The organism is Geodermatophilus nigrescens (genome assembly GCF_900129495.1).
GTDB lineage: Bacteria > Actinomycetota > Actinomycetes > Mycobacteriales > Geodermatophilaceae > Geodermatophilus > Geodermatophilus nigrescens.
Genome location: NZ_FQVX01000002.1, coordinates 1,167,314 through 1,186,441, shown reverse-complemented (window position 1 = coordinate 1,186,441; position 19,128 = coordinate 1,167,314). Strand labels below are relative to the sequence as shown.

16 protein-coding genes are annotated in these 19,128 nt (G+C 76.3%); 11 read left to right on the top strand and 5 right to left on the bottom strand.

Translation table 11 applies throughout. The features are described 5' to 3' along the window. The first annotated feature begins 61 nt into the window (after positions 1-61). Together BUE37_RS13150 and BUE37_RS13145 are read left to right on the top strand one after the other, a co-directional pair. A complete protein-coding gene (locus BUE37_RS13150) occupies positions 62-1,057 on the top strand; it encodes a helix-turn-helix transcriptional regulator (RefSeq protein WP_073420545.1) in 996 nt (331 codons plus the stop codon). Continuing rightward, the gene (locus BUE37_RS13145) at positions 1,054-1,860 is read left to right on the top strand and encodes an SDR family oxidoreductase (RefSeq protein WP_073420544.1); all 807 of its coding nucleotides are present in this window, start codon (positions 1,054-1,056) and stop codon (positions 1,858-1,860) included. The genes BUE37_RS13150 and BUE37_RS13145 overlap by 4 nt, the downstream gene beginning before the upstream one ends. 15 nt (positions 1,861-1,875) lie before the next feature. On the opposite strand, the gene BUE37_RS13140 is transcribed toward BUE37_RS13145, so the two are convergent. The 3 genes from BUE37_RS13140 to BUE37_RS13130 all read right to left on the bottom strand — a co-directional run bounded on the left by BUE37_RS13140 (position 1,876) and on the right by BUE37_RS13130 (position 5,361). Next, positions 1,876-3,282 (bottom strand): NAD(P)/FAD-dependent oxidoreductase, encoded by a 1,407-nt coding sequence (locus tag BUE37_RS13140; protein WP_073420543.1) that lies wholly within the window; start codon positions 3,280-3,282, stop codon positions 1,876-1,878. Between the two features lie 120 nt (positions 3,283-3,402). After that, a complete protein-coding gene (locus BUE37_RS13135) occupies positions 3,403-4,344 on the bottom strand; it encodes a GGDEF domain-containing protein (RefSeq protein WP_073420542.1) in 942 nt (313 codons plus the stop codon). 75 nt (positions 4,345-4,419) lie between these two features. Beyond that, a complete protein-coding gene (locus BUE37_RS13130; RefSeq protein ID WP_073420541.1) occupies positions 4,420-5,361 on the bottom strand; it encodes a S1C family serine protease in 942 nt (313 codons plus the stop codon). 164 nt (positions 5,362-5,525) lie between these two features. Here BUE37_RS13130 and BUE37_RS13125 point away from each other — a divergent pair, with 164 nt between their 5' ends. From BUE37_RS13125 to BUE37_RS13115, 3 genes are read left to right on the top strand one after another with little or no spacing between them, the layout of a single operon-like run. Continuing rightward, a complete protein-coding gene (locus BUE37_RS13125; RefSeq protein WP_073420540.1) occupies positions 5,526-6,659 on the top strand; it encodes a carboxylate-amine ligase in 1,134 nt (377 codons plus the stop codon). After that, the gene (locus BUE37_RS13120; protein ID WP_073420539.1) at positions 6,659-7,954 is read left to right on the top strand and encodes an erythromycin esterase family protein; all 1,296 of its coding nucleotides are present in this window, start codon (positions 6,659-6,661) and stop codon (positions 7,952-7,954) included. Before BUE37_RS13125 ends, BUE37_RS13120 begins: the two co-directional genes overlap by 1 nt. Then, the gene (locus tag BUE37_RS13115) at positions 7,951-8,619 is read left to right on the top strand and encodes an alpha/beta hydrolase (protein ID WP_073420538.1); all 669 of its coding nucleotides are present in this window, start codon (positions 7,951-7,953) and stop codon (positions 8,617-8,619) included. Before BUE37_RS13120 ends, BUE37_RS13115 begins: the two co-directional genes overlap by 4 nt. A 4-nt stretch (positions 8,620-8,623) precedes the next feature. Here BUE37_RS13115 and BUE37_RS13110 read toward each other — a convergent pair whose 3' ends face one another. Both BUE37_RS13110 and BUE37_RS13105 read right to left on the bottom strand, forming a co-directional pair. After that, entirely contained in the window at positions 8,624-9,961 is a 1,338-nt protein-coding gene (locus BUE37_RS13110) for a DUF2254 domain-containing protein (protein WP_073420537.1), read from the bottom strand. Positions 9,962-10,183: 222 nt separating this feature from the next. Beyond that, positions 10,184-11,635, bottom strand: a complete 1,452-nt coding sequence (locus BUE37_RS13105) for an NAD(P)/FAD-dependent oxidoreductase (RefSeq protein ID WP_073420536.1) — start codon at positions 11,633-11,635, stop codon at positions 10,184-10,186. 148 nt (positions 11,636-11,783) lie between these two features. On the opposite strand from BUE37_RS13105, the gene BUE37_RS13100 reads away from it, so the two are divergent. The 6 genes from BUE37_RS13100 to BUE37_RS13075 all read left to right on the top strand — a co-directional run bounded on the left by BUE37_RS13100 (position 11,784) and on the right by BUE37_RS13075 (position 19,125). Further along, entirely contained in the window at positions 11,784-12,491 is a 708-nt protein-coding gene (locus BUE37_RS13100; protein ID WP_073420535.1) for an alpha/beta fold hydrolase, read from the top strand. A gap of 4 nt (positions 12,492-12,495) precedes the next feature. Continuing rightward, on the top strand, positions 12,496-13,674 hold the full coding sequence (locus tag BUE37_RS13095) for an ROK family protein (RefSeq protein ID WP_073420534.1): 1,179 nt from the start codon (positions 12,496-12,498) through the stop codon (positions 13,672-13,674). Positions 13,675-13,924: 250 nt separating this feature from the next. Beyond that, positions 13,925-15,532 carry a sugar ABC transporter ATP-binding protein gene (locus BUE37_RS13090; RefSeq protein ID WP_073420533.1) on the top strand — a complete coding sequence of 536 codons (1,608 nt, stop codon included), beginning with the start codon at positions 13,925-13,927 and terminating at the stop codon, positions 15,530-15,532. Then, complete coding sequence (locus tag BUE37_RS13085) at positions 15,529-16,716, top strand: ABC transporter permease (RefSeq protein ID WP_073420532.1); 1,188 nt, start codon at positions 15,529-15,531, stop codon at positions 16,714-16,716. The genes BUE37_RS13090 and BUE37_RS13085 overlap by 4 nt, the downstream gene beginning before the upstream one ends. A 104-nt stretch (positions 16,717-16,820) precedes the next feature. Then, positions 16,821-17,882 carry a substrate-binding domain-containing protein gene (locus tag BUE37_RS13080; RefSeq protein WP_073420531.1) on the top strand — a complete coding sequence of 354 codons (1,062 nt, stop codon included), beginning with the start codon at positions 16,821-16,823 and terminating at the stop codon, positions 17,880-17,882. 61 nt (positions 17,883-17,943) lie between these two features. Continuing rightward, a complete protein-coding gene (locus tag BUE37_RS13075) occupies positions 17,944-19,125 on the top strand; it encodes a Gfo/Idh/MocA family protein (protein ID WP_073420530.1) in 1,182 nt (393 codons plus the stop codon). The last annotated feature ends 3 nt before the right edge of the window (positions 19,126-19,128 follow it).

Here is a 19,128-nt window from a genome sequence, read left to right as displayed (position 1 = left end):
TGTCTCCATCGTCGCGGGGAAGCGGACGGATCCTGTCCGCTGGGCGGGCCAGGATGGGCGCATGAGCGACCCGGCCGTCCGCACGCTCCGCCTGCTCTCGCTGCTGCAGACCCGCCGCTTCTGGTCCGGCCCCGACCTCGCCGCCCGGCTCGGCGTCTCCGTGCGCACGCTGCGCCGCGACGTCGAGCGGCTCCGCGAGCTCGGCTACCCGGTCGACGCCTCCCGCGGCACCGACGGCGGGTACGCGCTGGCCCGCGGCGCGGCGCTGCCGCCGCTGGTGCTCGACGACGACGAGGCGGTCGCGCTGGCCGTCGGGCTGCAGGCCGCCGCGGCGGGGCCGGTCGCCGGCATGGCCGAGACGTCCCTGCGGGTGCTGGCCAAGCTCGTGCAGGTGATGCCCGGGCGCCTGCGCGGCCGCGTCGAGGCCCTGCGCGCGGTGACCGTGCCGGCCGGCGTCGCCCCGGCCCCGGGCAGCCCCGACGCCGTCGACCCCGACGTGCTCACCGCCGTCGCGCTGGCCTGCCGCGACACCGAGCGGCTCGGGTTCGGCTACGCCCCGCCGGACCGGGAGCGCGAGGAGCGGCTGGTCGAGCCGCACCGGCTGGTCTCGCTGGGGCGCCGCTGGTACCTCGTCGCCTGGGACCTCGACCGCGGCGACTGGCGCACCTTCCGGCTCGACCGGCTCGACGCCCCGCGCGGCACCGGCTCCCGCGCCGCGCCCCGCCGCTTCCCGGCCGAGGACGCGGCGGCCTGGGTGCGGGAGCGGCTGGACAAGGCGTGGGCGCGGCACGTGGTGGAGGCGGAGGTGGCCGCCCCGGCGGAGCAGGTGCGCGGGCGCATCGGCCGCTGGGCGACCGTCACCGAGGACCTCGGCGACGCCTGCCGCGTGCGGATCGAGGGCGACGACCTGGACTGGGCGACGGCCGCGCTGGTCGTGGCGGGGGCGCCGTTCACCGCGCTGTCGCCGCCGGGGTTCGCCGCGCACGTGCGCGGCGTGGCCGCGCGCTGCGCCGCCGCGTCGCGGGCCGGCGCGGCCGCGCCCAGCATGGGGTCATGACGGAGTCAGCCGGCCGCGTCGCGGTCGTCACCGGGTCGGAGTCGGGCATCGGGCGGGCCGTGGCGGTCGCGCTGGCCGAGCAGGGGTGCGACGTCGGGATCACCTGGTACCGCGACGAGGCGCACGCGCAGGCCACCGCCGAGGAGGTGCGCTCCACGGGCCGCCGCGCGGAGGTCCGCCACGTCGACCTCACGCAGCTGCCGCAGGCCGCCGATGTCGTCGACGAGCTGGCCGAGGCGCTCGGCGGCGTCGACGTCCTGGTCAACGACGCGGGCACCGGCCACTCGACGCGCATCCTGGACACCGACTACGAGACCTGGCGCGAGGTGCTGGCCACCGACCTCGACGCGGCGTTCCTCTGCCTGCAGCGCGCCGCGCGGCGGATGGTCGACGCCGGCCGCGGCGGGCGGATCGTCAACATCACCAGCGTCCACGAGCACCAGCCACGGGTGGGCGCGGCCGCCTACTGCGCGGCCAAGGGCGGCCTCGGCCTGCTCACCCGCGTGGCGGCGATCGAGCTGGCCGAGCACGGCATCACGGTCAACGCCGTCGCGCCGGGCGAGATCGCCACCCCGATGACCGGCCAGGAGGACGAGGACCCGGCCTCGCCCGGCCACGAGCGCCCCGGCGTCCCGGTCGGCCGGCCCGGGTACGCCCACGAGGTCGCCGCCGTCGTCGCCTTCCTCGCCTCGCCGCAGGCCTCCTACGTCACCGGGGCGTCCTACGCCGTCGACGGCGGCATGCTGCAGATGGGCCCGATGGCCGGGTCGCACATGACCTCCGACGACTGGCGGCGCCCCTGACCCGGGCTTCCTGACTCAGGCGTCCAGCAGTTCCAGCAGCCGGGCGCGGTCGGGCCCCGGGAAGGCGGCGGGCGGTCGCGGCCCGGCCGCGGCCAGCGCGTCCACGCGCTGCCGCACCTCCGGACGGGCGAGCACCTCGGCCAGCGGCGCCATGCACAGCCGGAACTCGACCATCGCCCGGAAGAGGTCGGCGTCCTGCATCGCCGCGCCGAGGAAGGCCGTCGTCTCCGGCGGTGGGGGAGGCGCGGGGCGGCCCTCGCGCGCGGCGGCCATCTGCGCGAGGCGGACGCGGTCCTCGGCCAGCTGCTCCTCGACGAACGGGGCGGCGTCCCGCTCGCTCGCCTCGGCGAAGGCGGTCGCCAGGTCGGCGGGCCGGTCGAGGTGGCCGGCGACCGCGGCGCGCAGCAGCGCGGCGTGCAGGATCCCGACCGACAGGCCGCGCCCGGCCGAGGGGTTCGTGCAGGCCCAGGCGTCCCCGACGGCGGCGAAGCCGGTGACCACGGGGCGGCCGTCGGCGACGAAGCGGCGGTGCCGGTCCAGCCCGCCACCCATCGCCAGCACGCCGTCCAGGGCGGTCCCGTCGAGCCAGTGCGCCTGCAGGGGGCACGCGGCGATGACCCGGTCGAAGGTCGCGGGGTCGCGCAGCGCCCGGAGCGGCCGGTCGCCGCTCTCCCCGTAGACGGTCACCGACCAGGTGCCGGCGTCGCCGACGAGGGTGAGCAGCGAGATGCTGCCCAGCGGGCACACCGGCGGGCCGACCGCTGCCGGCGGCTCCGGGCCCGCCAGGTAGCGGGTGTAGTAGACGAAGCCCGAGTCCTGCGCCCGCACGCGCGGCGGGACGGCACCCAGCTCGGCCAGCCACCCGGCCGAGCGGCTCCGCCGGCCGGTGGCGTCGACGACGAGGTCCGCCCGCAGGTCCTCGCCCGCCGTCGTCCGGACCCCGGCGGCGTGCGGGACGCCGGCCAGCGCCGGGGCGCCGGGCAGCAGGCCCGCGACGCCGGTCCCGCGACGGATCTCCACCCCCGCCGTCTCCTCGGCGGCCGCCGCCACCACCGACTCGACGACCGGCCGCCGTCCGGTGACCCCCCGCAGCCGGTCGTCGCCGTCCCGCGGTGCGCGGTCGGCGATCGAGGGAGGCAGCGCGGACAGCCGGTCCACCCAGACGCAGCCGGCGTCCAGCAGCCGCCCGGTGAGCCCCGGCAGCTGCTCGTCGGCGACGGCGCGGAAGCGGGCGTGCAACGTGTGCGGCTGCCGGAACTGCGCCACGCCACGGCGCCGCCAGCCCGCCCAGGCCTCCGCCGGCGTGGCCGGGGCGCCGTCGGGGTCGGCCTCCAGCACCGTCACCTCGTGCCCGTCGCGGGCCAGCATCATCGCCGCGCACAGCCCGACGACGCTCCCGCCGCACACCACCACCGAGGCCATGTCCGCCTCCTCGCCCGCCGGTCGCCCCCCGTGGTGCCGGCAGGCTCCTCCGGCGGCGGGCGGGGAGGGAACGGGGCGGTGCGCGCCGTCCGCGGAACCCGGGCGCGCCGGTACGCAGGGTCAGTCGACGCGCGAGCGGTGCGAGCGGGCGGCCTTCTCGCGGTAGAGCGCGGTGTCGGCGCGGGCGAGCAGCGCGGTCAGCCCGTCGCCCGGGCGGGCGGTCGCCGTGCCGGCCGACCAGGCGCCGGTCGAGACCGCGCGCAGGCGCAGCAGCAGCTCGGCGGTGGCCGCGGCGTCGCTGCCGGGCAGCACGAGGGCGAACTCGTCGCCGCCGAGGCGCCCGAGCAGGTCCGAGCGGCGCAGCTCCCGCCGCCAGGCCGTGGCCAGCGAGCACAGCAGCGCGTCGCCGGCCGCGTGCCCGGCGGTGTCGTTGACGGCCTTGAAGCCGTCGAGGTCGAGCAGCACGACGGTGACGGGCTCCCCGGCGCGCTCGGCGGTCGCGAGCAGCCGCTCGGCGCCGTCCTCCCAGGCCCGGCGGTTGGCCACGCCGGTGAGCGGGTCGGTGCCCGCGGTGCGCCGCAGCGCGCCGGTCTGGCGCACCTGGGCCTCGGTGAGCACGACGGTGGTGACGACGGCGGTCAGCCACGGGGCGAGGAAGCCCGACGGGACCGCGGCCAGCGCGCCGGCCGACACCACGGCGACCGCGCCGAGGACGTGCAGCCGCGCCTGCGGGGCCGGGAGCACGTGGCCGGCGAGGACGCCGAGGGCGACGAGCGCGGGACCGAGTCCCACGACGCCGACCGCGGTCACCGACTGCCAGGCCAGCAGGGCGGTGAGCGCGGCCAACAGCGCGAGGCCGGCGTGCACGGCGGCCATGGGGAGGCGGTCGCGGCCGAGCTCGAACGCGGCGGCGAGCAGGCCGCCGGCGACGGCGAGGACGGCGAGCAGCGCGACGGGGGTGCGCGCGGCCATCGGCCACAGCGCGCCGAGGGCGCACATCGCGGCGGCGCAGCCGTACAGCAGCGCGAGCAGGCGCAGCCCGCTCCTGCGGTCGCCGGTCACCGGTCTCCCTCCGTCACGGGGGGAGCATCGTCACCTGATCGGGCGCTCCTGAGGAGACCCCACCCGCACGGGTGGTCAGCCGGTGAGCTCCGTGGGCACGGCGATGACGTCGACCATCGCGCCGCGTCGGTACACCGTCACGGGCAGTGGCTGCCCGACGGCCTCGGCGAACAGCAGCCGCTGCAGGCTCTGCGCCTCGGCCACCGGCGCGCGCCCGGCCTCGAGCACGAGGTCGCCCGGCCGCAGCCCGGCCCGGTCGGCCGGCGACCCGGCGACGACGTCGACCACGCGCAGCCCCCGCCGCCGGCCGGTGCGCGCGGCCAGCTCCGCGGGCAGCGGCGCGGGGCTGCTGACCAGGCCGAGGTAGGCCCGCCGCACCCGGCCGTCCCGGACGAGGGTGTCGATGATCCGGCGGGTGGTGTCGTTGACCGGCACGGCCAGGCCCAGCCCCCACCCGGCGACGGCGGTGTTGATGCCGACCACCCGGCTCGCGGAGTCGGCGAGCGCGCCGCCGGAGTTGCCGGGGTTGAGCGCTGCGTCGGTCTGGATGACGTCCTCGACCACCCGGGCGGTCCGCCCGTCCCGCGTGGGCAGCGACCGGCCCAGGCCGCTGACGACGCCGGCGGTCACCGAGCCGGCCAGGCCCAGCGGGTTGCCGACGGCGACGACGAGCTGCCCGACCCGCAGCCGCGCGGCGTCGCCGAGCACCACCGGCTCGGGCGCCCCGGCGGTGGCCCGGACGACGGCGAGGTCCGACAGCGGGTCGGTGCCCACCACCTCCACCGGCGTCTCGGAGCCGTCGCCGAACACGGCCCGCCCGGCGCGGGCCCGGCCGACGACGTGCGCGTTGGTGAGCAGCAGCCCGTCGCCGGGGACGACGACGGCGGAGCCCGCGCCCGAGCGCCCGTCGGGCCCGGTGACCTGCAGCGCGGCGACGTGCGGGGTGAGGTCGGCGGCCACCGCGGTGACCACCTGCGAGTAGGCGTCCAGCGCCGCGTCGGTGTCCGGTCGGGTCACGGCGCACCTCCTGGAGTCGATTACACCGTTACAGCGACCAGTGGACGCCTGCGGAGGGCCGGCGGGCCACCCTCCCGGCTACGCCGTGAGCGATCACCGCGCGGCGGCGGGTGCGCGGCCGTAGCGTCGGCTTCCCCGGCGAACCCACGGCACCCAGGAGCGGCGTGTCCCCCGAGCAGTCCCCGCCCGACCGCGCCGTCGGGCGCACCCTCGGCGTCGAGGAGGAGTTCCACCTCGTCGCCCCCGGCACCTTCGACCTGACCCCGGGACCGGGTGCCGCGGCCGCGGCGCTGGCCGGGGAGGCCGGCCCGCTGGTGCACCCGGAGATCGCCACCACGCAGCTGGAGACGGCGAGCGGCGTGTGCACCACGCTCGCCGAGGTGCGCGCCGACCTCGTGGCCGGGCGCGCGCAGGCCGCCGCGGCCGCCGCCCGTGACGGGCTGGTCCTGCTGCCGGCCTCCACCCACCCCTGGGACTCCTGGCACACCATGCCGGTGACGCCGGGGGAGCGGTACGAGGCGATGGTCGACCGCTGGGCGGGTCTCGCGCGCCAGCAGGACATCTGCGGCTGCCACGTGCACGTCGGCGTCCCCGACCTCGACACCGCCGTCGCCGTCCTCGACCGCGCCCGGCCCTACGTCCCCCTGCTGCTCGCGATGACCGGCAGCTCGCCGTTCCACGACGGCGTCGACACCGGCTACGAGTCGTGGCGGACGCTGTGGTGGACCCGCTTCCCGCACGCCGGCGCCCCCGAGCCGCTCGGCGACGCCGACGGCTACCGCCGCGTGCTCGCCGGCCTGGTCGCCTCCGGCGTGGTCGCCGACGGCTCGCACCTGTACTGGGACGTCCGCCCGTCGGCCCGGCTGCCCACGATCGAGTTCCGGCTGGCCGACGTGTGCACCACCGTCGACGACGCGGTGCTGCACGCGGCGCTGGTCCGCTCCCTGGTGCGGGTGCTCGCCGGCCGCGCCGAACGGGGCGAGCCGGTGCCCGAGGTGCGGCCCGAGCACCTGCGCGCGGCCCGGTGGCGGGCGGCGCGGGAGGGCCTCGGCGGCCGGCTGTTCGACCCGCTGCGCCTCGAGCTGGTCGACGCCCGGGCCGCCGTCGGGGGGCTGCTGGGTGAGCTGGAGGCCGACCTCGCCGACGCCGGGGAGTGGGACGAGGTCACCGCCCTGGTGCAGGACCTGCTCGGGCGGGGTACCTCGGCGGCGCGGCAGCGGAGCACCTGGCTGCGCACGGGCGACCGCCGGGCGGTCGCGGAGTGGGTCGTCCGCGAGGGGGCGGCCGGGAGGGCCTGATGGACCCCGACGACGTCCGGCGGCTCGCGCTGCCCCTGCGCGACCCCGCCGACCTGGACCCGCTGCTCGACCGGATCGGCGACGCGCGCGTCGTGGCCGTCGGCGAGGCCAGCCACGGCACGCACGAGTACTACGCCTGGCGGTCGGCGCTCACGCGCCGGCTGGTGGAGGAGCGCGGCTTCGGGCTGGTGGCCGTCGAGGGCGACTGGCCCGACTGCCGCCGGGTGGACCGCAGCGTGCGGCTGCGACCGGGCGGGGCCGCCGACCCGCGGGACGCCCTGGACGCCATCGACCGGTGGCCGACCTGGATGTGGGCCAACGACGACGTCGTCGACTTCACCCGGTGGCTGCGCGGGGTCAACGCCGGGCGCCCGGAGCCGGAGCGGGTCGCCTTCGCCGGGCTCGACGTCTACAGCCTGTGGGACTCCATGCACGAGCTGCTGGCCTGGCTGGAGGAGCACGAGCCCGGCCACGTGGCCGCCGCCCGGCGGGCGCTGCACTGCTTCGAGCCGTTCGGGGAGGACGGCGCCGAGTACGCCTTCGCCACCCGGTTCGCGCCCAGCACCTGCGAGGAGACCGTCGTCGAGCTGCTCCGCCGGCTGTGCGAGCGGCGCGCCGCCGACGACGGCCCCGGGGACCCCGACGACCGCGACGACCGCTTCGCCGCCGAGCAGAACGCCGCGGTGGTCGTCGGCGCCGAGCGCTACTACCGGGCGATGGTCGGCAGCTCGGCGGAGTCCTGGAACGTCCGCGACGAGCACATGGCCGACACCCTCGACCGGCTGCTCGGGCACACCGGCACCAAGGCGGTGGTCTGGGAGCACAACACGCACGTCGGCGACGCGCGGGCCACCGACATGGCCGACGCCGGCATGACGAACGTCGGGCAGCTGCTGCGCGAGCGGTACGGCACGGGGGACGTCGTCCTGGTCGGGTTCGCCGGCCACCGCGGCGGCGTGGTCGCCGGGCGGGAGTGGGGCGCGCAGATGGAGCGGATGGCCGTGCCCGCGGCGCGGGAGGGCAGCCTGGAGGCGCTGTTGCACGAGGAGGTCGGCCGGGACGCGCTGGTCGTGGTCCCGCGCGGCGACCGGCCGGCCTGGCTGGACCGGCGGCTCGGGCACCGGGCGATCGGCGTCGTCTACCGGCCCGAGCGGGAGCGGTGGGGCAACTACGTGCCCACGGTGACCGGCGACCGGTACGACGCCCTGCTCCACCTCGAGGACACGACGCCGCTGCAGCCGCTGCACCTCGAGCGCCCGGACGAGCACGTGCCCCCGCCGGGGCACCCGGAGTGACGCGGCCCGCGGCGCAGGGCCGCCTCGACAGCCGGCCCGGCGCCGGTCCGGCCGGCCCGCCGCTGCCGGCCGGCGTCACCCGCCTCGACCTCGGCGGGGACGCCGAGGCGCTGGTCCGGCTACCCGAGGGCACCGGGCCGCGCCCGCTGCTGGTGTTCTGCCACGGCGCCGGCGGGGACGCCGTGCAGTCGCTGGCCGCGGTCGGGGACGTCGCCGCGGCTCGCGGGGTGGCGGTGCTCGCCACCTCCTCGGTGGCGACCACCTGGGACCTGATCGCCGGCGGGCTCGGCCGCGACGTCGCCGTCCTCGACGCCGCGCTCGACGCCGTCGCCGGGCGGCTGCCGGTGTCCCGGCTGGCGCTGGGCGGGTTCTCCGACGGCGCCTCGTACGCGCTGTCGCTGGGCCTGGCGAACGGCGACCTGTTCGAGGCGCTGCTCGCCTTCTCGCCCGGCTTCGCGGCGCCGCCGGGCCGCACGGGGCGGCCGCGGGTGTGGATCGCCCACGGCACCGCCGACCGCGTGCTGCCGGTCGAGCGGTGCGGCCGGCGGGTGTCGCACGCGCTGTCGGCCGCCGGCTACGACGTCACCTACGACGAGTTCGCCGGCGGTCACGTGGTGACGCCGGACCTGGTGACCGCCGCGCTCGGCACCTGGCTCGGGAACTGACCGCTCAGATCGAGCGGGTCTCGCCCGCGCGGTCGGCGAAGGCGTCCTCGAGCCGGCCCGCCAGGGCGAGGTCGACCCGCATCCGCAGGTCGCGGACCCCGTCGGCGTCCTGCTCCAGCGGCTGGTGGGCGAGCTGGCCGCAGACCTCGTCCGCGGCGCGGGCGACCGCCGTGCGCTGCTCGTCGTCCCGGCAGACGACGGCCACGTCGCGCAGCATCCGGAGGAGGGCGACCAGCACCGTCGGCTCCCCGGCGCTGAACCGGCGGAGCTGGCCGCAGGCGAGGTCCAGGTAGTAGCGCAGGTCCCGGTCGGGGACGACGACGCGGCCGACGCCCTCGGCGTCCTCGTGCAGCGTCGCGCCGAGGTGGCGTCCGGTGAGTCGCACCAGCAGGTCGGCCATGTGGCCGACGGCGGTCGCGGCCGTCGTCGGGTCGTTGACCGCCGGCGACATGGCCTTGATCGCGATGTCCTCCAGCTGGCGGAACCCGAAGCCGGCGTCCTGGTCGATGGTGCGCTCCGCGGACAGGTGCACCGCCTCGCGGACGGCGTCGGCGACGCGGTCCGCCGCCGTGCCTCCCGCCGCCCACACCGTGGCGATCGGGGACCCCTGGACGACGTGGTCGCCGGGGCGGACCTCGATGCGCACGACGGCGTCCTGCGCCTGGGCGGCGCGCACCGCGTGCTCGGCGTCGGTGACGCGCACGAAGCCGCTGCGGGTCGCCCGGACGGGTGTCCCGCGGGCCCGGCCCGTGTCCAGCTCGTCGGGGGAGCGAGCGGAACGGTCGCCGTAGTCCCGGTAGAACACCCGGATCGCCGTGTCGGTCTCGTCGTGGACGCGGACCATCATCGAGTCGACCCGCAGCATGCGGGCGATGTGCGTGACGAAGGCCAGCAGCGCACCGAAGGAGGCCAGGCCCAGCAGCGCGGCGACCAGGCAGACGAGGGTCGGCACCGGTTCGGCCTGGTCGATCCCCCGGAGGCCGGCCAGGGCGAAGGTGAACGTCGCGGCGAACACGGCGAGGACCGTCTTCGTCACCCGGTCGCGGACGAAGTCCCGCAGCAGGCGGGGGGAGAACTGCGAGGACGCCAGCTGCAGCGCGACGACGGTGAGGCTCAGCGTGAGCGTGGTGATGGTGACCGCGCCGGTGGCCACCACCTGCAGGAGCGACCCGGCGGCGCTGCTGTCGCTCGGCCACAGTCCGGCCAGGAGCCCGGAGCGCGGCTCGACCTCGCCGAGCAACCACCCGGCCACGGCGGCGACCAGCCCGGCGGTGGCCGGCCACACCCACAGGGGTGCGCGCGAGCTCTCGGCACTGCTCCGGCCGCGGGACGTCGTCGGCATGGGTGCCTCGCAGGGGCGGGGGTCCGGCCGGGACTCCTCCCCGGCACCCGCACTCTCCCCCACCCCGGCTCGGCCCGCGCGAGCCGGTGCCCCCACCGCTCGTGGCCCGGACGCACGCCGGCCCCGGACCACGGGGTCCGGGGCCGGCGTGCGTCGGCGGAGTGGATCAGGTCGTGCGGATCAGGTCGTGCGGATCAGGCGGTGCGGATCAGGCGGTGCGGATCAGGCGGTGCGGCGCCCGACCAGGTCGTGCTGCTGCTCGGGGTTGACGTCGTCGGGGGTCTGGGGGTGGTCCTTGGGCCCGCCGGTCTTCGACGTCGCGAACCCCTCACCGAGCTTCTCCAGCGCGAGGCGCCCGTAGACCTGCTGCTGGGTGGCCACCCGCTGGGAGCGGCCGCGGCCCAGGAAGCTGACCATCCAGTGCAGCACCGTGGTGACCCGGCTCTTGAAGCCGATGATGTAGAAGAGGTGCACCACCAGCCAGATCACCCAGGCGATGAAGCCCTCGAACTTCATGTTCTTGATGTCGGCGACCGCGGAGAACCGCGAGATCGTCGCCATGTTGCCCTTGTCGTGGTACTTGAACGGCGGCTTGGGCCCGCGGCCGGTCACCCGCCGCTTGATGGCGTCGGCGGCGTAGCGCCCGCCCTGGATGGCCACCTGGGCGACGCCGGGCAGCTTGTCGGGGTGGTTGGCCATGTCGCCGACGACGTGGATCTCCGGGTGGCCCGGCAGCGTGAGGTCCGGCTGCACCGAGATGCGGCCGGCGCGGTCGACCTCGGCGCCGGTGGCGTCGCCGAGCAGCCGGCCGAGCGGGGAGGCCTGCACGCCGGCGGCCCACACCTTGGTGGCGGCGCTGATGCGGCGCAGCTGGCCGTCGGAGTCCTTGACGGTCAGGCCGTCGGCGTCGAGGTCGGTGACCAGGGCGCCGAGCTGGACCTCGACGCCGATCTCGTTGAGGTGCCGGCGGGCCTTCTCGCCGAGCTTCGGCCCGAACGGCGGCAGCACCTGCGGCGCGCCGTCGAGCAGGATGATGCGGGCCCGCTGCGGGTCGATGTTGCGGAAGTCGCGGCGCAGCGTGCGGTGCGCGAGCTCGGCGATCTGGCCGGCCATCTCCACGCCGGTCGGGCCGGCGCCGACGACGACGAACGTCATCAGCCGGTCGACCTCGGCCGGGTCGGTGGCGAGCTCGGCCAGCTCGAAGGCGCCGAAGATGCGGCCGCGCAGCTCGAGGGCGTCGTCGACGCTCTTCATGCCGGGGGCGAACTCGGCGAAGCGGTCGTTGCCGAAGTAGGACTGCCCGGCGCCGGCGGCGACCACGAGCTCGTCGTAGGGGTGGACCGTGGTGCGGCCGAGGATCGTCGAGGTGACCGTGCGCGCGTCGACGTCGATGTCCACGACCTCACCGAGCACCACCCGAGCGTTCTTCTGGTGGCGCAGCACCTCGCGGGTGGCCGGCGCGATCTCGCCCTCGGACAGGATCCCGGTGGCCACCTGGTAGAGCAGCGGCTGGAACAGGTGGTGGCTGGTCTTGCCGATGACGGTGACGTCGACGTCGGCGTTGCGCAGCGCCTTGGCGGCGAACAGGCCACCGAAGCCGGATCCGACGATCACCACCCGCGGCCGTCCGGTCGAGGGGCTGCCGGGGGCGGTGGGCGCAGGTGATGTCGTCATGATGACTGATCCTCTCCCGTCGGGGGCTCCGCTGTCCTGTGGCGGGCCGGTCGGGGCGGTGATCCCCGTCACGGCCGCGCCGGCCTGCTGGTCTGTTCGCCGGTCGGTCCGCTCGCGGCCACCGGTCCCACCCGGTACAACCGGGCCGGTGCCCGCCGTCATCCCCCGGATCGTGCTGGTCCCGGGGCTCGGGCTGGACCGGCGGTCGTGGTCGCGGCTGCGCCGGCGGTCGCCCGCCGACGTCGTGCTCCTACCCGGGATGGGGCGGTCTGCACCTGTGCCGCCGCTCGACGACCTCGCCGCCGCGCTGCGGGCGCACCTCGGCGAGGGTCCGGTCGTCCTCGTGGGCCACAGCCAGGGCTGCCAGGTGGTCGCCGCGGCCGCCGTCGACCCGCGGGTGGCCGCCGTCGTGCTGCTCGGCCCCTCGACCGACCCGCGGCTGCGGCGGGCGCCGGTGCTGGCGGGCGCGTGGCTGCGCACGGCGCTGCGCGAGCCCTGGTGGCAGGTGCCGCTGATCCTCGCCCAGTGGCTGACCACCGGGCCGCGGGCGATGCACGCGCTGTGGCGGGAGAGCAGCCCCGACCGCATCGACGGCCGGCTGCGCGCGGTGACCGCGCCGGTGACCGTCGTCCGCGGCACCCGGGACCGGCTGTGCGACGCCGCGTGGGCCGCGCGGGTGGCCGCCGCGGCGCCGCGCGGGCGGGTCGTCGAGGTGCCCGGCGCGGCGCACATGACGCCGCAGACCCACCCCGGCGAGGTGGCCGCCGTGCTGCGCGACGCCGTGGCGCGCGCGACCCGGCCGGGCGAACCGGCGCCGCCGGAGGCCCGGGACCGGGGGAGGGGCGTGCCACCATGACCGCATGGCCACCTCCTCCGCCTCGGCCGGCGCGCTGCTGCACCACGTGCGCACCGGCCGCGCGCGGAGCCGGGCCGAGCTCGTCGCGCTGACCGGCGCGGCCCGCAACACCGTCAGCGCCCGCGTCGACCAGCTCATCGCCGCCGGCCTGCTCGAGGAGGGCGGGCGCGGCTGGAGCACCGGCGGGCGACCGCCCACGCTGCTGCGCTTCAACAGCGCCGCCGGCTGCGTGCTCGCCGTCGACCTGGGCGTCACGAGCGTCGACGTCGCGGTCACCGACCTGTCCGCGCAGGTGCTGGCCACCGTCGGTCACCCGATCGACATCGCCGACGGGCCCCGGCCGGTGCTCGCCGAGGTCGACCGGCTGGCCCAGGAGGTGCTCGCCGAGGCGGGGCTCACCCCGGCCGACGTGTGCGCCGTGGGCGTCGGCGTCCCCGGACCGGTGGAGTTCTCGACCGGCCGGCCCTCCCACCCGCCGATCATGCCGGGCTGGCACGACTTCCCGATCCCGAGCGCCTTCGGCCGCTACGAGTGCCCCGTGTTCGTCGACAACGACGTCAACGTGATGGCGCTGGGGGAGATGGGCGTCGCCGGGTCCGACCAGGACGTGCTGGTCGTCAAGGTCGGCACCGGCATCGGCTGCGGGATCGTCGTCGAGGGCGGCGTCTACCGCGGCGCCCAGGGCAGCGCCGGCGACATCGGGCACATCCACGTCCCGTCGGCCGACGGCACCGAGGTGGTGTGCCGCTGCGGGCAGCTCAACTGCCTCGAGGCGATCGCCGGCGGCATGGCCCTGCTGCGCGACGCGCAGGCGGCCGGCCTCCCGGTCACCACGACGCGCGAGGTCGTCGAGCGCGCGGCGCTGGGCGACGGGCAGGCGCTCGAGCTCGTCCGCCGCGCCGGCCGCACGATCGGCACGGTGCTCGCCGCGCTGGTCAACTTCTTCAACCCGCACCGGATCGTCATGACCGGCGGGGTCGCGCGGGCCGGCGTCCCGCTGCTGGCCGGCATCCGCGAGGCCGTCTACGCGCGCTCCATGCCGCTGGCCGCCCGCGCGCTGGAGATCACCGTCAGCGACGCCCCCGACCTCTCCGGCCGGGTCGGCGCCGCGCTGATGGCCATCGAGGGCTACCTCGACGACGACTCGGTGTCCGAGGCCCTCACCCGCGCACTCGCCCGCTGAGCCGGCGCTCCCACCCGCGTCACCACCCGCGTCGCCACCCGCGTCACCGGCGTCCCTCCCGTCGCCCGCGCGGCGGCGATTTCATCGCGATTCGGTAACCGCCCGATCGGGACCTTGACCGACCTGTGAACCGCCTCATACGTTCTGCCCTCAGCGGACTAATGGTCAACGATGAGCAGAAGTCGGGAGGTGACGTCGTGCTCCACGGGATGCGACGACCGACCGCCGGCGGTACCCGGGCGGTCGCCCGGTGACGGCGCCGGCACAGGAGGCAGTGCTGCGCGGTGCGCCGCTGCTGGAGATGCAGGGCATCGTCAAGACCTTCCCGGGCGTCCGGGCCCTCGGCGGCGTCGACCTCGACGTGCGGGCCGGCGAGGTGCACTGCCTGCTCGGCCAGAACGGCGCGGGCAAGTCGACGCTGATCAAGGTCCTGGCCGGTGCCCACCAGCCCGACGAGGGCACGATCACCTGGCAGGGCGAGCAGGTGGCGCTGAGCAACCCGCAGGCCGCGCTCAGGCTCGGCATCGCCACGATCTACCAGGAGCTCGACCTCGTCGCCGGGCTCACCGTCGCCGACAACGTCTTCCTCGGCCGGGAGCAGTCCCGCTTCGGGCTGACCTTCCCCGGTGAGATCAACCGGCGGGCCGCGGCCCTGCTCACCCGTCTGGGCCACCCCGAGATCCGGCCCGGCGCGGAGGTCGGCTCGCTGTCGGCCGCCTCACAGCAGATGGTCAGCATCGCGCGGGCGCTGTCGCAGGACGCGCGGCTGATCATCATGGACGAGCCGTCCGCGGTGCTCGACAACGAGGAGGTCGGGCGGCTCTTCGACGTCATCCGCGACCTCACCGCCGACGGCGTCGCCGTCGTCTACATCTCCCACCGCCTCGAGGAGATCCGCGAGATCGGCGACCGGATCACCGTCATCAAGGACGGGCGCACCGTCGCCACCGGCCTGCCGGCCCGCGAGACCCCGACCCGCGAGGTCATCACGCTGATGACCGGCCGCGACATCGAGTACGTCTTCCCCGAGCGGGCGACCCCCGTCGCGGCGGGCACCGCGCCGCTGCTCGAGGTCGAGGACCTGGCCCTGCGCGGGTCCTTCTCCGGCGTCTCCTTCGCCGTCCGGCCCGGCGAGATCGTCGGCCTGGCCGGCCTCGTGGGCTCGGGCCGCTCGGAGATCCTCGAGACCGTCTACGGCGCCCGCCGCGCCACCGGCGGCGTCGTCCGGGTCGGCGGCCGGTCGCTGCGGCGCGGCGACGTCGGCGCCGCGGTGGCCGCGGGTGTCGGGCTGGCTCCCGAGGAGCGCAAGAGCCAGGCGCTGCTGCTCGGCGAGTCCGTCGCCCGCAACATCAGCATCTCCAGCCTGGCCCGGTTCGCCCGCGGCGGCTTCCTCTCCGGAGCCGCCGAGCGCACCGCCGCCCGCGAGCAGGTCCGGTCGCTGGACGTGCGCCCGGGCGACGAGACCCGCGAGGTGCGGACGCTGTCCGGCGGCAACCAGCAGAAGGTCGTGCTCGCGCGCTGGCTGCTGCGCGACTGCCGGGTGCTGCTGCTCGACGAGCCCACCCGCGGTGTCGACGTCGGTGCCCGCTCGGAGATCTACGCGCTGGTGCGCGACCTCGCCGACCGCGGCGTCGCCGTCGTCGTCGTCTCCAGCGAGATCCCCGAGGTCCTCGGCCTCGCCGACCGCGTGCTCGTGGTCGCCGAGGGCCGGGTCATGGCCGAGGAGCCCGCCTCCGCGCTCGACGAGCACCGGGTGCTCGACCTGGTCATGCAGGGGACCACCACGCACGGCGTCGCGCCGGAACTCCACCACACGACAGGCGTCGCGCAGGCGCAGCACGAAGGGACCGGAGCATGAGCAGCGACATCGGCGGCAGCACCGCGCTGGCCGCGGGGACCGGGAAGTCCGACGCCGACGGCCCCGGCGGGTCGCGGGGGGCCCGCTCCGGTGGCCTGCTGGCCGGCCCGGTCGGCCGCAACCTCGGCCTGGTCGTCGCCCTGGTCATCCTCTGCATCGTCGGCGTCGCCACCGCCGGCGACCGGTTCGCCAGCGTCGACAACGTCCTGACCATCCTGCGGCTGGCCTCGGTCATCGGCGTGGTCAGCATCGGCATGACGTTCGTGATCATCGGCGGCGGCATCGACCTGTCGGTCGGCGCGCTGGTGGCGCTGTCCTCCATCTGGGCCACCACGCTGGCCACCCAGCAGATGGCCGAGGACACCCACTGGATCGTCATGGTCTTCACGGCCGTCGTCGTCGGCGGGGTCGCGGGACTGGTCAACGGCCTGGTCATCGCCTACGGGAAACTCGCCGCGTTCATCGCGACGCTGGCGATGCTCACCGGGGCCCGCGGCCTGGCGGAGATCATCGCGAACCGGCGCACCCAGATCGTGCGGGACAGCGACTTCCTGGCCTTCTTCTCCGGCGACGTGCTCGGCATCCCGACCCTGGTGATCATCTTCGCCCTGGTCGCGGTCGCCGGGTGGGTGCTGCTCAACCGGACCACCTTCGGCCGGCGCACCTTCGCCGTCGGCGGCAACGCCGAGGCCGCCCGTCTGGCCGGCATCCGGGTGCAGCGGCACACGGTGAAGCTCTACGTCCTGTCGGGCGTCTGCTGCGGCATCGCCGCCGTGATGCTCATGGCGCGCACCACGACCGGCAGCTCGACGCACGGCACGCTCTACGAGCTCGACGCCATCGCCGCGGTGGTCATCGGCGGGACGCTGCTGATCGGCGGGCGCGGGACGATCGTCGGGACCGTCATCGGCGTCCTCGTCTTCGAGACCCTCGGCAACATCTTCACGCTCAACAACCTGTCGAGCTCGGCGCAGGCCGTGGCGACCGGCGTGATCATCGTCCTCGCCGTCCTGCTGCAGCAGCGGCTGGCCACCGGCGGGTTCAGCTTCCGCCGGCCGTCGTCCGGGGGACAGGCCGGCGGGCCGGTGCTGACCGGCGCCCCGTCGGGGGCCGTCTCCGGCGGCACCACCACCGACGGCGGCCCGGGCGGCACCCGCCCGGCGCCTCCCGGCAAGACCCTCTGACACCCGGCGCGCGACCGCGCGCCGGACCGCACCACCCACCGGGCGCCCGCCCGGTGGCGGACCACCCCGGCTCCCGGACAGGGGGCGACACCTGAGGAGACAGCATGTCTGCAACGAGGCAGCGTCCGTTCCGCCGCCTGCCCTACGCCACGGTCGCCCTGCTCAGCGCAGGCGTCCTCGTGGCCGGCTGCACCAGCAACACCCCGGAGGACTCCGGTAGCGGCGGCGGCGGTGGCGGCAACACGGCCGCCAGCGACAACGACGAGGCCGGCGACACCGTCACCATCGGCTTCTCGGCGCCCGCCGCCGACCACGGCTGGATGGCCGGCATCACCGAGGCCGCCCGCGCCGAGGCCGAGAGCTACGAGGACGTCGAGCTGGTGGTCGCGGAGGGCACCAACGACGTCAGCACGCAGATCAGCCAGGTCGAGACCTTCATCAACGACGGCGTCGACGCCATCGTGCTGCTGCCCTTCGACGGCGCGGCGATGACCCCGGTCGCGCTGCAGGCGATGGAGGCCGGCATCCCGGTCATCAACGTCGACCGCGAGTTCGACAGCCCGTTCGCCGCCCGCACCACCGTCCTCGGTGACAACTACGGCATGGGCGTCTCGGCCGGCACCTACGTCTGCGAGCAGCTCGGCGACAACCCCGACGCCGTCGTCGCGGAGATCGCCGGCATCGACTCCCTGCCGCTGACCCAGGACCGCAGCCAGGGCTTCGCCGACGCGCTGGCCGAGTGCGGTCTCGACGTCGACAACCGCGTCGCCGCCGACTTCACCGTCGAGGGCGGCGAGGAGGCGGCCTCCAACCTGCTCCAGGCCGCCCCGCAGATCGACGCCATCTGGAACCACGACGACGACCAGGGCGTCGGCGTCCTGGCCGCCATCGAGAGCGCCGGCCGCGACGAGTTCTTCATGGTCGGCGGCGCCGGCTCGGCCAACGCCATGCGGGCGATCCAGGAGGGCAACTCCGTCCTCCAGGCGACGGTCATCTACCCGTCGACCCAGGCCGCCGACGGCGTCCGCCTGGCCCGCCTCATCGCGCAGGACAAGGCCCTCTCCGACCTGGTCGAGATCGAGATCCCGCGGCAGATCGTGCTGAACGCGCCGGTCGTCACCGCGGACAACGTCGACCAGTACATCGACACCGCCTTCGAGTCCTGAGCCGCCCGGGGCGGGGCCGCCGGACCACGGCGGCCCCGCCCCACTCCCCGAGGAGAACCCGATGACCCCGCCCGACCGGCCGACCCTCGGGGTGGGCCTGATCGGCTACGCCTTCATGGGCGCGGCGCACTCGCAGGCCTGGCGCACCGCCCCCCACTTCTTCGACCTGCCGATCCGCCCCGACCTGCGGGTGCTCGCCGGCCGCGACGCCGGCCGCGTGGCCGAGGCCGCCGGCAAGCTCGGCTGGTCGCAGACCGAGACCGACTGGCGCCGCGTCGTCGAGCGCGAGGACGTCGGCCTGGTCGACGTCTGCACCCCCGGCGACACGCACGCCGAGATCGCGATCGCCGCGCTCGAGGCCGGCAAGCACGTCCTGTGCGAGAAGCCGCTGGCCAACACCGTCGCCGAGGCCGAGGCCATGGCCGAGGCCGCGCAGCGCGCCGCCGCCCGCGGCGTCCGCTCGATGGTCGGCTTCACCTACCGCCGCGTGCCGGCGATCGGCCTGGCCCGCCGGCTGGTCGCCGAGGGCCGCCTCGGCCGCATCCGGCACGTCCGCGCCGCCTACCTGCAGGACTGGATCGCCGACCCGTCGGCGCCGATGTCCTGGCGGCTGGAGAAGGACAAGGCCGGCTCCGGCGCGCTCGGCGACATCGGCGCGCACGTCGTCGACCTGACGCAGTACATCACCGGCGAGACCGTCACCGGCGTGAGCGCGCTGCTGGAGACGTTCGTCAAGGAGCGGCCGCTGGCCGCCTCCGCCGGCTCGCTGTCCGGCACCGCCGGCGAGGGCATGGGGCAGGTGACCGTCGACGACGCCGCCGTCTTCCTCGCCCGCTTCTCCGGCGGCGCGCTGGCCACCTTCGAGGCCACCCGCTTCGCCCTGGGCCGCAAGAACGGCATCCGGATCGAGATCAACGGGTCCGAGGGCAGCCTGGCGTTCGACTTCGAGGACATGAACGTCCTGGAGTTCTTCGACGGCAGCGAGCCCGCCGAGCGGGCCGGCTTCCGCCGGATCATCGTCACCGAGCCCGAGCACCCCTACGTCGCCGCGTGGTGGCCGGCCGGGCACGGGCTGGGCTACGAGCACGGCTTCACCCACCAGGTCGTCGACCTGCTCACCGCGATCGCCAAGGACGAGGACCCCACGCCGTCGTTCGCCGACGGCCTGCAGATCCAGCGCGTCCTCGACGCCGTGGAGCGCAGCGCCGCCGCGGACGCGACCTGGACCCCCGTCCCCGCCTGACGA

Coding starts and splice junctions, on each gene's coding strand:
- BUE37_RS13085 (WP_073420532.1), top strand. CDS start 15,529: ATGAGCAGCGACATCGGCGGCAGCACCGCGCTGGCCGCGGGGACCGGG.
- BUE37_RS13075 (WP_073420530.1), top strand. CDS start 17,944: ATGACCCCGCCCGACCGGCCGACCCTCGGGGTGGGCCTGATCGGCTAC.
- BUE37_RS13145 (WP_073420544.1), top strand. CDS start 1,054: ATGACGGAGTCAGCCGGCCGCGTCGCGGTCGTCACCGGGTCGGAGTCG.
- BUE37_RS13110 (WP_073420537.1), bottom strand. CDS start 9,961: ATGCCGACGACGTCCCGCGGCCGGAGCAGTGCCGAGAGCTCGCGCGCA.
- BUE37_RS13120 (WP_073420539.1), top strand. CDS start 6,659: ATGGACCCCGACGACGTCCGGCGGCTCGCGCTGCCCCTGCGCGACCCC.
- BUE37_RS13140 (WP_073420543.1), bottom strand. CDS start 3,282: ATGGCCTCGGTGGTGGTGTGCGGCGGGAGCGTCGTCGGGCTGTGCGCG.
- BUE37_RS13150 (WP_073420545.1), top strand. CDS start 62: ATGAGCGACCCGGCCGTCCGCACGCTCCGCCTGCTCTCGCTGCTGCAG.
- BUE37_RS13080 (WP_073420531.1), top strand. CDS start 16,821: ATGTCTGCAACGAGGCAGCGTCCGTTCCGCCGCCTGCCCTACGCCACG.
- BUE37_RS13095 (WP_073420534.1), top strand. CDS start 12,496: ATGGCCACCTCCTCCGCCTCGGCCGGCGCGCTGCTGCACCACGTGCGC.
- BUE37_RS13105 (WP_073420536.1), bottom strand. CDS start 11,635: ATGACGACATCACCTGCGCCCACCGCCCCCGGCAGCCCCTCGACCGGA.